We start from the raw sequence: 13178 nt of genomic DNA, 5'->3' as shown, positions 1-13178 counted from the left end.
CGCGGACGCGGAGCGCGGCGCGGACGCGGAGCGCGGCGCGGACGCGGAGCGCGGCCATCCCGAATCGGGTGGCCGCGCTCCGCGCCAGTGGTCTCGAATCGTCAGCGGTGACCTGGTGCGTTCAGTGCACGATGACCGGGGCGCGGGGCGCCTCGCCGGGCTGCTCACCGGGCTGGTCGTCCAGCAGGTGCGACCGTTCCCGCCGCCGGGGCAGGAACGCGGCCGGGATGAACGTCGCCGCCACCAGGGCGAACGCGACCCAGAACGTGGTCGCGAAGGAGTTGGCGGCGAAGTCGAGACCACGCTCGATGATCGACGGATCGGGCAATTGTTCGGCGAGTTCCGGCCGCTGCTGGGCGGCGACGGCCAACCCGGCCTCGGTGACCGGCTCGCCGTTGGGGCCGGTCAGGCCGGGGATCGGCTGGGACTTGTTGAACTCGTTGGTGAGGATCACCGACATCACCGCCGCGCCGACCGAACCGCCGATCTGCTGGAGGATGTTCACCAGCGTCGACCCTCGGGCGACCTCGTGCCCGGTCAGCGTCTTCAACGCCGAGGTCATGATCGGCATCATCGTGCCGCCCATGCCCAGGCCCATCACGAACAGCGAGCCGCAGAGCAGCACGTACGAGGTGTCCGCGTCGAGCTGGGTGAAGGTGAAGAACCCGGCGAGGATCAGCACCAGCGCGAACGGCACCGTCCGGCCGACCGGCACCTTGTCGGCGAGCATGCCGGCGATGGGCATGGTGACCATGGCGCCGAGGCCCTGCGGCGCCATCAGCAGACCGGCGTGCAGCGTCGACTCGCCGCGCACCTGGAGGAAGTAGCTGGGAAAGAGCAGCCCGGCGCCCATGAACGCGATGATGAAGACGAACATGGTCACCGCCGCGACGGTCAACCGGCGGTTGCGGAACAGCCGCAGGTCGAGCAGCGGGTGTTCGGGCTTGAAGGAGTAGAACACGAACGCCACCACCAGGACGGCGCCGACCAGCATCGGGCCCCAGACCTCCGGCTCGGCGAACGTGCCGGTCTCGGGCAGCGTGGAGACGCCGTAGAGGAACAGGGCCAGACCCGGCGAGAGCATCAGCATGCCGACGAAGTCGAACGACTGCGAGGGCTGCGCGGCGTCCTTCGGCAGCGCCATCTGGGCGTAGATCAGCGCGACCACACCGATCGGCAGGTTGATCAGGAAGATCCAGTGCCAGCTCGCCACGTCGATCAGCCAGCCGCCGAGGATCGGGCCGCTGATCGGGCCGAGCAGCATCGGGATACCGAGCACGGCCATCAACCGGCCGATCCGATTCGGGCCGGCCGCCCGCGTCATGATCGCCATGCCGATCGGCATGAGCATGCCGCCACCGAGCCCCTGGAGCACCCGGTACCCGATCAGCTGCCCGATGGTGTCGGCCGTGGCGCAGAGGCCGGACCCGATGGTGAACAGCGCCAACGCGATCATGTAGAGGCGTTTGGTGCCGAACCGGTCGGCCGCCCACCCGCTGAGCGGGATGACCGTGGCCAACGCCAGCGTGTAGCCGGTCATCGTCCACGCGACGCGGGCGTACGAGGCGTCGAACTCACTCTGGAAGGTCGGCAGCGCGACGCTGACCACCGTCACGTCGAGGATCGACATGATCGCACCGAGCACGACGACGCCGGCCACCTTGAGCACCGCAGCGTCGAGTTTGTCCGATGTCGGGACAGGTTGCGGTGCCGCGACAGATTGCTGTGCCACGAAGTCTCCTGTTGTCGGATCTGACCGTAGGACGAGCGGTGGTGGCCGACGCGGTGCCGGCGGAAGACCGGCCCGACGTGCGGAGGGGGCGATGCCCGCAGCGCACATTAGCTCCCGCCGCCGACACTCCGCCGCCCGTTTAGCGGCCGGCAGACCGGTGTTCCTCGTCACCACCCGATCCCGCGACTACTTGCCGGACGCGACTACTCTAAGATAGAACTAGTCGAGCGGACGGAATACCCTCCCGAAGCGACTAGTCGGAAGGCGGTGTTACGAGCGATGAGTGCCACGGTCGACCCGGCGACAGGTTGGCTCCGCGCGAGCCTGGGGCTGGCCATCCTGGCCGTTCTCACCGAGGGCGAACGGCACGGCTACGCCCTGGCGCAGCGACTGGCCGACCACGGCCTCGGCGCCGTACGCGGTGGCGCGCTCTATCCGGTGCTGGGCCGGCTGGAGGCCGACGGGGCGGTGCGCTCCGACTGGCTGCCCGGCGAACGCGGCCCCGGACGCAAGGCCTACTCGATCACCACGGCAGGCCGGCAACGGCTGGCGGAGGAGCGCGCCCGCTGGGGCGAGTTCACGTCGGCGTTCGACCGGCTCCTGACCGCAACCGGAGAGGACACGAGATGACGGAGCCGTTCGAGCGTTGGGAGTTGCCGACCCGGCTGGCCCTCAGCGACCAGGGCGTCGGCTACCACCTGGCGAACCCGATCATCGCGGACGTCCGTACCCACTGCGAGCTCAGCGGCGAGAGCCCGTACGACGCCTTCGGCGACCCGGAGGAGTTCGCCCTGACCGCGGCGGCCGAACAGCCGGCACACCTGCGGGAGAAGGTGGACCGCAACGGCATGCTCTCGGCCGACTACCTGACCGGCTCGGTCTTCACCTTGGTCGTCTTCGGCCTGAGCGCCACGATCTTCTACGCGATCCTGGAACGCACCCTCACCTTCACCACCACACCCGCCAGGCTGGCCGGTCTGATCATGGTCTGCCTGGCCTTCACCGCCTGCGCCCTCCCCAACGCCCTGCGCGCCGCCGGGCGCCCACAACTGGCCACCTGGTCGTTCGCGGTGGTCGGCCTCTTCGTCGGGCTGGGCGCGACGAGCTTCGTACTCCTGCCCGAGGAGCCGGCCGCCCGCATCCCGGTGCTCGGCATCGTCGTGGTCGCACTGCTGCTGCTCTGGCTGATGACCCGACGGCCGGCCCCGCCGAAGCAGCCGGTCGACTACGTGCCGCCCACCCCGCGCACCGCACCCGACGACGACCCCGACGCCTGGTACCGCAGCCTGTCGGGCCTGCTGGTCGGCCGCTACGACCTCCCGCCCGACCGCGCCGCCGACCTGGCCCGCGAGGCCCACGACCACCTCAGCGCCACCGGTGGCACCCCGACCGTCGAGTTCGGCCCGGTCGAGGAGTACGCCCGCGACCTCGCCGAGCACGAGCCGCAGCGACGCGTACCCTTCTGGCGCACCACCTGGGCGGAACTGGTCGCCACCCTGGTCGCCGTCCACCTCGGCATCGCCGCCTTCTTCAACTGGACCGACGAGGGGCACCTCTGGGCCGCGTACGGCGTCGCCCTGCCCTGCGCCGTGGTCGGCCTCGGTGTCGCCGTCCGGCTGGCCCTACGCCTGCGCAAGCGCGGCTGACCTGGCCCGATGCCCTCTCGTCACCTGCAGCGAGAGGGCGTCGCCCTACCCGCGCTCCGCGCGCACGGCGCGTTGCACACCGATGATCGCGTCCGTCGGCAGGTCGAGTCGCCACAGCACCGCCGCCAGGTAGTCGAGCACCCGCCAGTGCTGCTCCGTGGTCAACCCCAGCCGCAGCCACACCCCGCCGACCGACCCGATCGCCCGACCCGGACCACCCAGGGCCGGAGTGAGCTGAGCCGCGAGATGGGTGGCGAGCCGCCGCCGGTCGATCCCCAGCAGGTACGGCGCCAGTTCCGCGTCGGCCGCCACCAGACGCATCCAGCGGTGCACCACCCCACGTACCCCGGCCGGCCCGAGCCAGTCGATCGCGTTGCGCGTGCAGGCCACCAACTCCGTCGTCCGCATGACCATCAGTACGGACCATTCTGGTGGATCAGTTCACCCGTCGTGCCCCGGCCAGGCGGCGGGCACAGGATGCGGTGCGGGCCCAGGGCGGCCGTGTCGGATGCGGGCCCTGTCGAGCTGACGGCGTCAACGGATCGCCGGAACCAGCACAGGCGACACCCGTCAGGGCAGTGGGCTGAACGCCTATCCGCTGGCTGACAAGCATCGATGGCCCTACGCGGCTCAGCTCGACAGCAGCCGCATTCGACCTCCCGAGGTCCTAGCCGACCAGACCGGGTAGGTGGATCCGCTCAGCAGGCACCGCCGCAGCGAGCAGCTGCAATCGGGAGCCGGCCAGCATCGCGGGTGGCCCGCAGACGTACACCTCCTGATCGGAACGGAGGTGACCCAAGGCCACGGTGAGGGCGTCACCGTTCTCCTCCGGCACCGCGGGCGGGTCGTGGGAGAAGACCGGCACGACGGTCAGCCAGGGGTGCGCCTGGTCAAGCTTGTCCAAGGCAATCGCGTCATACAGGTCGGCGACGGTACGTACGCCGACGATCAGGGTCACCCGCCGGCCGCCCGGTGCGGCGGCGACCTGTTCGACCAGGGCGCGCAGCGGGGCCAGCCCGGTGCCACCGGCCACCAGCAGCAGGTCCCGGCGAGGAACCGACGGCGAGACAGTGGGCAGGCTGAGGCCGACATCGACGGGTGGGCCGAGGTGGAGCGGGTCGCCGGGGCGTACCTCGTGGACGAGGCTGCGGGAGACGGTCCCGGCGGCCACCGCGCGGACGTGCAGCTCGACGGTGCCGTCGGGGCGTGGGGCGTTGGCCGGACAGTACCAGCGCCACCGGCCCGGGTGTTGCGGCAGGCAGAGCGGCACCGCCTGGCCGGGCCGGAACGGCAGCGGGTGCCACGGGCGTACCGTCAGAATGGCGATGCCCTCGGCGGACAGGTCACGGCCGGTCACCTCGGCCGACCAGAACGCCGACCCGTCGCCCATCCGCCCGGCGGCGCGCACGACGAGCGCCCAGGCCCGCCGCCACCGGTGCTCCCAGCCGACGTCGACCGGCGGCGGAGAGAGGCGCGGAGCCACCGTCGCCAGGGCGGCGCCGATCAGCGGACCGTGCTCGGGACGCAGCCGATGCCGGTGGTGGACCCGGCCGAGTACCGCCAGCAGCGCCCACCGCTCGGCCCGGCCACCGCCGCCGCCGACCAGCCGGGCCAGGGCGGCGACGACGAGCGCCAGCTCCGATGCCGGTAGCGGGCAGTGCCCCGCCAGACTGGCCCGGAACTCGGCGGCGACCTCGTCCATCACCGCAGGGCCGCCGGTCGCGAGCGCTCCCGCCAGGTAGTCACCGGCCCGCCGCCGCGGTGCCTCCGGCAGCCCCGGCCACCCCTCCAACACCGGCCCGCCGCCCACGAGCTGCCGGATCAGGTGCGCGGCGAGCCGGTCCAGATCGACCCCGATGAGGTACGCGGACAGCTCCGTATCCGCCTGCACCAGCCGCAGCCACCGGGCGACCGCCGCCCGTGCCGCCGCCTCGGTCACCGGCGCTCCCCCACCGGGTGTACGTGCCATGCCGGCCGGTTCCCGGTCCGCCGACTCCCGCTTTGCCGGTTCTCGCTTTGCCAGTTCTCGCCTTGCCAGCTCTCGGTCTGCCGGGACTGCCACTGCCGCAACGCCTGCCGGACCCGCTCGGCCTCGGTGTTCGCCGTGACGAGCTGCCGTTGCAGGCGATCCAGTTCGTCGGCCACCCGGTCGAGGTAGTCGTACACCTGGGCCGGATCCAGCCCCCGCCAACGACGACCGAAGTCGACGGCCCGGACGTGGTGCGACTGGAGGCGTTCCCCGGTCACGTAGATCATCGCTGCGCTACCTCCTGCTCGGCGGTCACGTACGGCGGCCTCAGCACGCTCGTTTCGCTCATGTGGTGCGGCACCGAGGCGGGCGGGGTCGGTACGCGTCGTTCGGGTCGACGCCACCGGAGCCCAGCACCCGCCCCGGGCCCTGCGCCCAGCCTGGCCAGAAGACCTCGACACGGACATGACTACGGACTGCACCTTGGCGGTAACTGCAATGCACCTGCTGCCGATAGGCTGCACTTCAACTGATGCCGACGCGAACAGAAGGCGGCACGATGACCACGGTGCAACGGTGGACCGGGCTGGAGACACGAGCACTACGTCAGGCGCTCCGATTGAGCATCAAGGATTTCTCTGCCTACCTGGGCGTAGCCGAGCGGACTGTGTCCAAGTGGGAAGCCGGACAGTCGGTCCATCCGCGACCCGAGATGCAGGCAGCGCTCGACACTGTTCTCGACACCTCTGCCGAGGACGTGCGGCACCGTTTCGACGTTGCTCTCAATGCCGCCCGAGGAGAGCAAAGGAGCGTGGCATTCTCTGCTACTACCGATGAGTTGGGTGGCCTGACGGCGGTCTATCAAAGTCGGTGTGACCTGACGGCGGCCATGCCGGCGGACCAACTGTTCGAGGGTGCACAGGTCGTGCGGGCGGTCGGCCTCTCGCTCAACATGCTCTGCCAGGAATACGCCGACCGGCGTTGGCAGGAACTTCTGAGGCAGGACGCGCACGTCCGCTGCCTGTTCCTGGACCCGGACGGCACGTCGATCCAGTCGCGTGAACGGGAGGAAGGATTCCCTCCCGGCCAACTCTCGGCACTGACCAAGCTGAACATCGAAACCCTACTTCGGGTCCGCGACCGCCTTCCCGTCACGCGGCGAGAGAGGCTGGAACTGGCGACGTACGACGAGACACTCCGATTCAACATCATCCTGGTGGATGACGTGTGCGTGGCCCAGCCCTATCTCGGAGGCAACCGGGGCATCGACTCCCCCGCCTTCGTGATGCGCCAGGGACAGCCGGGGGCAGGACTGTACCCCGTGTTTGAACAGGTCTTCGTGTTGCAGTGGCAGGGCAGGCGTGATCTGTGAGCGATTATTCTGACTATTTGCCACTCGCAGTCGAGGCTACGCGGCGGGCGGCAGATGCGATGCAACGGCAGACTCCTGGAGCGCTCGCCAGCAAGGGTGACCGGGATGTTGTCTCCGACCTGGACTATGCGATCGAACGCGACCTACGAGACTTACTGAAAGCAGAGACGCCCGAGATCGGATTCCTCGGCGAAGAGGAAGGACCTAGCGGTTCGACAAGCAAGCGGTGGGTTCTCGATCCCATCGACGGCACGTCGAACTTCGTGCGTGGCCTGCCGCTGTGCGCGGTGTCGCTCGCGCTCGTGCACGGCGACGAAGCAGTAATAGGCGTCATCGAACTTCCGTTTCTTGGTACGACCTACACCGCCGCCAAGGGAGACGGGGCGCACGCCAACGGACAGCCGATCACTGTCAGCAGCACCAGCCGCATGAGTCAAGCACTTGTGGCTATTGGGGACTATGCGGTTGGGCCCGACGCGGAGGCGAGAAATCGATTACGACTCGCCTTGACTGGCCAGTTGGCAGCCGAAGTGCAGCGCATCCGGATGACCGGCAGCGCGGCGCTCGACCTGGCATGGCTCGCCGAGGGCAGGCTCGACGCCGCTCTGACCTTGTCCAACCATCCCTGGGACATGGCGGCCGGGGTAATCATCGCCAGAGAGGCGGGAGCCACCGTCATCGACGGAAATGGTGCCCGCCACGACATCACCTCCACAACGACGCTTGCCGTCACACCGGAACTCACTGGCTCCATCTTGGCGGCGTATGAAAAGGCCAGTTCCCTTGGGACGAATGCACGCTGACGTGGGGATGGACGAACAATGATGCTGGCCTTAGCCGTGTGCCAGTTCATGCCTATGACAAACAGGTGACACGATGATCGCTAATCTGCACGCTGCAGACCTGCGGCACCGACGGGCCGAGCAACTCACAGACACACTCGTGCGGGTCTACCTGGAGGTGCACGCCGGCGAGGGTTTCACCGACGAGGACGACCGACGGACCTTCGCGATCAGCGAGCTGCTGGTTCGGGCCAACGCGCGGCGTCAGGGTGTCGCGCAAACACTCCATGACCGGTTACTCGGGAGCCATATCGAGGAGCGTGCCACCTTGCTCGTCCGTCCTGACAATGCGATCACCCGACGCGGCTACGACTCGTGGGGCTGGACGCAGGAGGCCCGGCTGCGACCTGGTTGGGAAAACGCCAGAGTTCATCGTGCTTACCAAGGCGCTTGGCAGCACGTTCAGCGCAGACGCGCAAGGGCCGCGGTGACCGCGCACCGCGGATCCCCGCCGGTCGCGGTCGAGGCGAGTCTTGCGGCATGAACAGTCAAAGGGTGTTGGCACTGGTCGTATGTGCGGCACCTCCGGTATTGCGAATCGGTGAGCTGATTGGCCTGTTGCAGGGAGACGGCTGGACGGTGTGCCTTACCGCTACACCGACCGCTGCGACCTGGATCGACCGGGAGGCGCTTGCGGAGCAGACCGGCTACCCGGTACGGGCGGAATGGCGAAAGCCCGGCGAGCCGGAGCCGCATCCGCCAGCTACGGCTGTGGCGGTCGCACCTGCTACCTTCAACGTGATCAACAAATGGGCTCAAGGCATCAATGACACTCTCGCACTCGGCATTCTCAATGAAGCACTCGGTGCCGGCATCCCCGTCCACGCCTTTCCCACCGTAAAGCCTCAACTGGCCGCCCACCCGAGCTACGACCGGCACCTGCAGCTACTCCGTGATGCAGGCGTCGCAGCGGCACCCCTCAACGCCGAGTCGGGCTGGGGAACAGTTACCGAAATGCTCAATGCCACGCTATAGCAAGGCAGTGGAGTGGCTATTCGGCATCCGCTGGCCGACCCCTTAATCTCGGAAGGCCGACCAAGCCCGTGCCGCAGCGAGCAGCGGGCCGCGATGAGGTGCAGAACGTGAGCGCTGCCGTTGCTCCCACAGACGCACCAGTCCGCTGGCGAAGCTCGTGACAGCGTCGTCGGACGCCTGCGCCCAGGCCGGGGTCTGTCGGGCCCACGCCTCGGCGTTCGCCGGACTGTGCCCGGCACGGATGAGGCGGACCAGCATGAACGCGGTGTCGATCCAGGCCGCGCCGCGACAGGGGGCGGACCAGTCGACCAACCGGAGCCGATCGCCGAACAGGAAGTTCCGAGGTGTCATGTCGGTGTGCAGCAGGGTGTCCCCGTCGACCAGTTCCGGGGCGATGAGCCCGTGCCACCGTGTGGTGAACGGCTGCACCTCGACCGGCGGGCAGGGCGTCAGCTCGCGAGCGAGGGTGGCCAACAGGTCGGCGACGGCATCCAGATCCGGGGAGCCGGGATCCAGCCTCGGGTAGCGGCCGGGCACGTGCTCGAAGCCGAGCAGAAGCCAGCCGTCGCGCTCGACGGTCCAGCGGAGGCGGGGTACGACGTCGGGAAGCCATCGGTTGATCCGGGCTTCCCTGCGATAGAGCCACGCAGTCCGGCCGTCGGCCTGCCCACCCTTGCAGAACACCCGCCCTGAGGGAGTCTCGAGCGTGACGGCGAGTTCACAGGAGGCCCCGTCCGACACGATCTCGGCCTGAACGGTCCCGCCGGTATGCCGCTCGACCTCTCGACGCAGCGAGCCGGGGAGGTCGTGCCAGTGGTGGCGGTGGTGCGGCATAGTAAAGGTCACGCTCGATCCTGGATCGAGTGGTATCCGAGGGCGACGATGACCCCTCGATCCAGGATCGAGCGTGACCTTGCGGTGAAGTTGAGAGCCCAGGTCTGTCCAATAGACGCCCGGGATCAACGACACGCGGTGGGCACCACGACCTCGCTTCCGGCCGAACGTTCATGTCGGGCCCTGCTGGTACAACGGGTTCGAGGCGGGAGGAGGTGGGGTTGATGATCACCTTGAGTCGTGGGGACCTGCTGAACGCCGACGTCGACGCGCTGGTCAACGCCGTGAACACGGTCGGAGTGATGGGCAAGGGCATCGCTCTCCAGTTCAAGCGCGCCTACTCGGCCAACTACGCCGCCTACCGAGCGGCATGCGCGAAGAACGAGGTCCACCTGGGTCGGATGTTCGTTCACGATGCGGCCCGTCCCGGCCCCCGCAGATACGTGATCAACTTCCCCACCAAGGGCCACTGGCGCGCCGACTCGAAGCTGTCCGACATCCTCGCGGGCCTCGCTGACCTCGTTCGCGTGGTGCGCGAACGGCAGATCACCTCGATCGCGTTGCCCGCGCTGGGCTGCGGCCACGGCGGACTTGCCTGGGCCGAGGTCCACCCGGCCATCGAGCGAGCCTTCGCCGAGCTGCCCGACGTGCGAGTGGTGCTCTTCGTGCCGGATGGAGAGCGAGAGACACCGGATGGAGAGCGAGAGACAACAGCCCCGAGAATTGGCAGGATCACCGGGTGACTGACCTTGAGCGGGGCGTCTACGAGCACGTCGTCACCCGTGAACTCGCCGACCGGCTCCGACGCGTCGATCCTGCACTGATCCAGCACGGGAAGCTCGACCCGGCTGACGCCCCGGATGCCCTGGCCCGCCACATCGCCACCCTGACGCACCGCGCCCTGCACGCCGTCGGCGGTGGTGACGACAAGCTTCACCGGCAGGTCGAGTTGGCGAACCGCATCGCGGACGCCATCGCCACCCTCAGCCCGCAGGCAGCCACCGTCGACGACCAGGTCACCGACGCGAAGCATCTGCTGCACGCCATCGCCGCGCCGCCGACCCCGCCGGCCGCGCCCGCCTTTCCGCAGCGGCCCACCACTCCGCTCTCCACCGGCGCGCTGCTGGTCAACGGTCGGCACCAGCCGCGTATCGGCCACGAGGTCACCCACGAGATGGCCTCGGCAGTGCAGGTGGACCTGCTCTGCGCGTTCATCAAGTGGCACGGTCTGCTCCAGGTGCAGGGGGCGATCCGTGAGCTGATCGGCCGTGGCGGTCGACTGCGGGTGATCACCACGACGTATCTCGGCGCGACCGACCAGCGTGCCCTGGACCGGCTCGCCGAGCTGGGTGCCGAGATCAAGGTGTCCTACGAGACCCGGACGACCCGCCTGCATGCGAAGGCGTGGCTGTTCCGTCGCCACAACCGCATGACCACCGCGTACGTCGGCTCCTCGAATCTGTCGAGGACCGCGTTGATGGACGGCGTGGAGTGGAACGTCCGGATCTCGAACGTCGAGCAGCCGTACGTCATCGACACGTTCACCGCGACGTTCGAGGACTACTGGCACGACCCCGCGTTCGAGGACTACGACCCGGGCCAGGATGCGGACCGGCTTCGCACCGCGCTGCGCGGGGAGCGTCGCGACGAGGCGCCGACCGAGATCGCCAATCTGGACGTGCGGCCGTACCCGTACCAGTCGGAGGTCCTGGCCGACCTGGACGCCGAGCGCAAGGTCCATGGTCGCTGGCGGAACCTGGTGGTGATGGCCACCGGCACGGGCAAGACTGTGGTCGCGGCGCTCGACTACCGCCGGCTGCACCGGGAGAAGGCCGTCGACTCGCTGCTCTTCGTCGCGCATCAGGAGCAGATCCTGCGACAGAGTGTGGCGACGTTCCGGCAGGTCATGGGGGACGGCAGCTTCGGCGAGACGCTCGTCGGGGGGCGGGAGCCGCAGAACTGGCGGTACGTCTTCGCCTCCATCCAGTCGCTGCACCGGCGGGAGATCGACCCCGAGGCGTACGACATGGTGATCGTCGACGAGTTCCATCACGCGGAGGCGCCGACGTACGCCCGGTTGTTGGAGCGGCTGCGTCCGCGCGTACTCCTGGGATTGACGGCGACGCCCGACCGCAGTGACGGCGGCGACGTGCGGCGGTGGTTCGATGGCCGCGCCGCCGTGGAGCTGCATCTGTGGGAGGCGCTGGAGCGGCAGTTGCTGGCGCCGTTCCAGTATTTCGGCCTGCACGACGATGTGGACCTGTCGCAGTTGGGGTGGAAGCGCGGGCAGGGGTACGACCCGACGGAGTTGGACGGCGTCTACACCGGCAACCACGCGCGGGCGCGGATGGTGTTGCGGGCGGTACGCGACACCGTGGACGTCGCGCGGATGCGGGCGCTGGGGTTCTGCGTCAGCATCGGGCACGCCGAGTTCATGGCGGACTGGTGCAGTCGGCACGGCGTGCCGTCGGCGGCGGTGACCTCCCGGACCAGTCCCGCCGAGCGGCAGGCTCTGATCAAGAGCCTGCGGGATGGCGCGGTCAGGGTGCTGTTCACCGTCGACCTCTTCAACGAGGGGGTCGACCTGCCGATGGTCGACACGATCCTGATGCTGCGGCCCACCGAGAGCGCCACGATCTTCCTCCAGCAGCTCGGCCGTGGGCTGCGGCTGGACGACGACAAGCCCTGCCTGACCGTGCTCGACTTCATCGGCGGGCAACACGCCAACTTCCGCTTCGACCTGCGCTGGCGGGCGCTGACCGGGGTCAGCCGCCGCGCCATCACCGAAGCGGTACGCGACGACTTCCCGTCTCTGCCGAGCGGCTGCCACATCCAGCTCGACCGGGTGGCCAAGGACATCGTGCTGCGCAACCTGCGCTCGGCACTCCCCACGTCGAAACCCGGCCTGCTGGCCGAGCTGCGGCAGCTCGGGGACGTGTGCTTGGCCGAGTTCCTGCACGAGGCCGGCGTGGAAATCGAAGACGTCTACCGGTCGGCGAGCATCGGCGGGTGGACCGGGCTGCGACGGCTCGCCGGGCTGGAGACCTCGTCGGGCGGGCCGGACGACCGCGAGCTGGGCCGGGCGATCGGGCGGATGCTGCACCTGGACGATCCGGACCGGCTCGACCTGTTGGCCCGGGTCGCCGCCGGTGAGCGACCCGAGGCCGGACGGCTCTGGGACATGCTGCACTTCGACCTCTGGGGGCCGAACGCCCCGCTGACCGAGCGCGAGGAACGGCTGTCCCGCCTCTGGTCCGAGCCGACGCGCTGCGCCGAGCTACGCCAGGTCGCCGAGGTCCTGCGCGAACGCATCCACCGGGTCACCGCGTCGGTCGACGGGCTACCGCTGCGGGTACACGCCCGATACAGCCGCAACGAGGCGTGCGCCGCGTTCGGCATGCCGAACCCGGGCTCGCTGCGCGAAGGCGTGAAGTGGCTTCCGGACGCCCAGGCCGACCTCTTCTTCGTCACACTGATCAAGTCGGCGCAGCACTACTCCCCCACCACCATGTACGCCGACCGGGCCGTCACCGAGTCGCTGTTCCAGGGGGAGTCGCAGAGCACCACCTCGTCCGCCTCACCGACCGGGCAGCGCTACGTCCACCACGCCGCACGCGGCTCCACGGTGCACCTGTTCGTGCGGGAGACCCGGGTTCCGGACCGCGAGCTGGGTGCACCTGCCTACCTGTACGCCGGGCCGATGACCTACCAGCAGCACACCGGCGACCGGCCGATGCGCATCCTGTGGCAACTGGACCGTCCGCTTCCCGCCGACGTGTACGCCGCCGCCCGCACCATCGCCGCCTGA

The 13178-nt window shown here is 69.1% G+C and carries 13 protein-coding genes; 8 read left to right on the top strand and 5 right to left on the bottom strand.

The annotated features are described in order from the left end of the window. Window positions 1–121: 121 nt before the first annotated feature. Window positions 122–1732 carry a DHA2 family efflux MFS transporter permease subunit gene (locus ACFYTT_RS28955; RefSeq protein WP_131053106.1) on the bottom strand — a complete coding sequence of 537 codons (1611 nt, stop codon included), beginning with the start codon at window positions 1730–1732 and terminating at the stop codon, window positions 122–124. 279 nt (window positions 1733–2011) lie between these two features. On the opposite strand from ACFYTT_RS28955, the gene ACFYTT_RS28950 reads away from it, so the two are divergent. Both ACFYTT_RS28950 and ACFYTT_RS28945 read left to right on the top strand, forming a co-directional pair. Continuing rightward, a complete protein-coding gene (locus ACFYTT_RS28950; RefSeq protein WP_176092821.1) occupies window positions 2012–2362 on the top strand; it encodes a PadR family transcriptional regulator in 351 nt (116 codons plus the stop codon). Next, on the top strand, window positions 2359–3378 hold the full coding sequence (locus ACFYTT_RS28945) for a hypothetical protein (RefSeq protein WP_387263943.1): 1020 nt from the start codon (window positions 2359–2361) through the stop codon (window positions 3376–3378). The genes ACFYTT_RS28950 and ACFYTT_RS28945 overlap by 4 nt, the downstream gene beginning before the upstream one ends. Before the next feature lie 45 nt (window positions 3379–3423). Here the strand turns inward: ACFYTT_RS28945 and ACFYTT_RS28940 are convergent, their stop codons facing one another. The 3 genes from ACFYTT_RS28940 to ACFYTT_RS28930 all read right to left on the bottom strand — a co-directional run bounded on the left by ACFYTT_RS28940 (window position 3424) and on the right by ACFYTT_RS28930 (window position 5634). After that, window positions 3424–3792: a globin gene (locus tag ACFYTT_RS28940; RefSeq protein WP_254876736.1), complete on the bottom strand. Its 369-nt coding sequence runs from the start codon at window positions 3790–3792 to the stop codon at window positions 3424–3426. A gap of 253 nt (window positions 3793–4045) precedes the next feature. Continuing rightward, complete coding sequence (locus ACFYTT_RS28935) at window positions 4046–5317, bottom strand: FAD-binding oxidoreductase (protein ID WP_387263940.1); 1272 nt, start codon at window positions 5315–5317, stop codon at window positions 4046–4048. Then, window positions 5314–5634: a DivIVA domain-containing protein gene (locus ACFYTT_RS28930; protein WP_387263938.1), complete on the bottom strand. Its 321-nt coding sequence runs from the start codon at window positions 5632–5634 to the stop codon at window positions 5314–5316. The genes ACFYTT_RS28935 and ACFYTT_RS28930 overlap by 4 nt, the downstream gene beginning before the upstream one ends. Window positions 5635–5906: 272 nt before the next feature. On the opposite strand from ACFYTT_RS28930, the gene ACFYTT_RS28925 reads away from it, so the two are divergent. From ACFYTT_RS28925 to ACFYTT_RS28910, 4 genes are all read left to right on the top strand, one after another. Further along, a complete protein-coding gene (locus tag ACFYTT_RS28925; RefSeq protein ID WP_387263935.1) occupies window positions 5907–6719 on the top strand; it encodes a DUF5919 domain-containing protein in 813 nt (270 codons plus the stop codon). Further along, a complete protein-coding gene (locus tag ACFYTT_RS28920; protein ID WP_387263933.1) occupies window positions 6716–7522 on the top strand; it encodes an inositol monophosphatase family protein in 807 nt (268 codons plus the stop codon). Before ACFYTT_RS28925 ends, ACFYTT_RS28920 begins: the two co-directional genes overlap by 4 nt. Before the next feature lie 73 nt (window positions 7523–7595). Next, window positions 7596–8045: a hypothetical protein gene (locus tag ACFYTT_RS28915; protein WP_387263930.1), complete on the top strand. Its 450-nt coding sequence runs from the start codon at window positions 7596–7598 to the stop codon at window positions 8043–8045. Window positions 8046–8056: 11 nt separating this feature from the next. After that, the gene (locus ACFYTT_RS28910) at window positions 8057–8536 is read left to right on the top strand and encodes a flavoprotein (RefSeq protein WP_387263927.1); all 480 of its coding nucleotides are present in this window, start codon (window positions 8057–8059) and stop codon (window positions 8534–8536) included. Window positions 8537–8578: 42 nt separating this feature from the next. Here the strand turns inward: ACFYTT_RS28910 and ACFYTT_RS28905 are convergent, their stop codons facing one another. Further along, window positions 8579–9505 carry a hypothetical protein gene (locus tag ACFYTT_RS28905; RefSeq protein WP_387263926.1) on the bottom strand — a complete coding sequence of 309 codons (927 nt, stop codon included), beginning with the start codon at window positions 9503–9505 and terminating at the stop codon, window positions 8579–8581. An 89-nt stretch (window positions 9506–9594) separates the two neighbouring features. Between ACFYTT_RS28905 and ACFYTT_RS28900 the strand changes: the two genes are divergently transcribed. Beyond that, window positions 9595–10113 carry a macro domain-containing protein gene (locus ACFYTT_RS28900; RefSeq protein ID WP_387263924.1) on the top strand — a complete coding sequence of 173 codons (519 nt, stop codon included), beginning with the start codon at window positions 9595–9597 and terminating at the stop codon, window positions 10111–10113. Beyond that, window positions 10110–13178 carry a DUF3427 domain-containing protein gene (locus ACFYTT_RS28895; protein ID WP_387263922.1) on the top strand — a complete coding sequence of 1023 codons (3069 nt, stop codon included), beginning with the start codon at window positions 10110–10112 and terminating at the stop codon, window positions 13176–13178. Before ACFYTT_RS28900 ends, ACFYTT_RS28895 begins: the two co-directional genes overlap by 4 nt.

Source organism: Micromonospora sp. NPDC003816, assembly GCF_042874705.1.
In the GTDB taxonomy this organism is placed as follows: Bacteria; Actinomycetota; Actinomycetes; order Mycobacteriales; family Micromonosporaceae; genus Micromonospora.
Note: the sequence above shows the minus strand (reverse complement) of the source record. Positions and strands in the feature narration are given on the sequence as shown.